General features: G+C 46.4%; 1 protein-coding gene. It reads right to left on the bottom strand.

Translation table 11 applies throughout. The features are described 5' to 3' along the window. Positions 1–69: 69 nt before the first annotated feature. Entirely contained in the window at positions 70–1320 is a 1251-nt protein-coding gene (locus tag BVJ53_RS14830; RefSeq protein WP_129302985.1) for an RNA-guided endonuclease InsQ/TnpB family protein, read from the bottom strand. Between the last annotated feature and the right edge of the window lie 39 nt (positions 1321–1359).

Below are 1359 nucleotides of genomic sequence, written 5' to 3'. Positions count from 1 at the left end.
ACTGCTTTGTCTTACACGGCAATTACCAGTGCCTTTAGCGTCCCCAGGTTGCCATAGGGACGAGCCTAATCAGGCTAATTTAGCAAGCCCTTTGATCAGTATGTTCTGCGCGGCATTGTGATCGCGAACGTGATGGGTATGGCATTTAGGACACGTCCATTCTCGATCAGCAAGCCTCAGCTTATCAGTGCCTTCGGTTCCCATGACGAAGTCGCAACTATGACAGGTTTGAGTGGTATTCCTAGGATTGACCGTTACAAACTGGCGACCATAAAGGTCAGCCTTGTAAGTTAGCATGCCTAAGAAGGTACACCAGCCTACGTCTGCGATACTCATTGCCAAAGCATGATTTTTTAGTAAGTTCTTACTTCGCAATTCCTCTGCAACCACTAAATCGTGGTTCTTGATTAGTGTGGTTGAGACGTTGTGCAAGAAGTTCTTACGACGATCTAGAACCTGTGCATGAATCTTAGCAACTACCAAGCGCTGTTTTTGGTAATTCTTACTGTTACGTAACGGCCGATGCTCTTTCTTTGCCCTTCGGGCACGGCGCGACAAAACACGTTGAGCCTTAGCCAGTCGTCCCTTAATCGTTCGATAGTAGCGCGGATTTGCGACAACTTTGCCATCACTGGTCGTCAAGAAGTTTTTCGTGTTGAGATCAATGCCGGTTTGCCGATTGGTTTTGGCAGGCTTCGTGATGAACGGTGTATCAGAACCCAGCTGCATGGATAAAAAGAAACGGTCCGCAGCGTCCTTAGTAATCGTGACCGTGCCAATGCGAATTTCTGCTTGCCGACTCAGTAATCGTTTGTGGGAGCCTTTAATGCGTAGCCGACCTAACTTAGGCACTAAGATGTGCTTGAGGTCTTCAAAGCAGACGGTCCCGTTGGTTAGCTGCGCCGTTTTCTGCTTGATATATTGGCAATTAGTTTGATAGCGCCACGCATAGCTTTTACGGTGGAATTTTGGGACGCCAGTACCATGAACCTTCCGAAAGGCTCTCCATGCTTTGCGGTAGTTCCGGATAGCGTTAGCCTTAGCAAGACTGTCAATGCGCTTGTCTTCTAAGAATTGGAAATGATTGGACATCTGCTTGGCATTTTGCCGTAATTCAAGCTGCTTGATTCGAGCTTGAACCGTATCAATTGGCAGCTTGACTTGTTTTAATTGCCAGAGTTCTTTACCAATCGCCACCATCTCGTTATAGACGAATCGACTGGCATCGCTGTTAAGCTTAATCAATTGCTTTTGGTGGTCACTTGGGTAGATGCGAACCCTCAAGCCATAATGATATTCTAATTGTGCCATTGACTTAATTTAATCTCACCTCTTTTCCTGCTATAATGGTATTGTAGC

It is taken from the genome of Lacticaseibacillus chiayiensis, assembly GCF_004123795.1.
In the GTDB taxonomy this organism is placed as follows: Bacteria; Bacillota; Bacilli; order Lactobacillales; family Lactobacillaceae; genus Lacticaseibacillus; species Lacticaseibacillus chiayiensis.
Note: the sequence above shows the minus strand (reverse complement) of the source record. Positions and strands in the feature narration are given on the sequence as shown.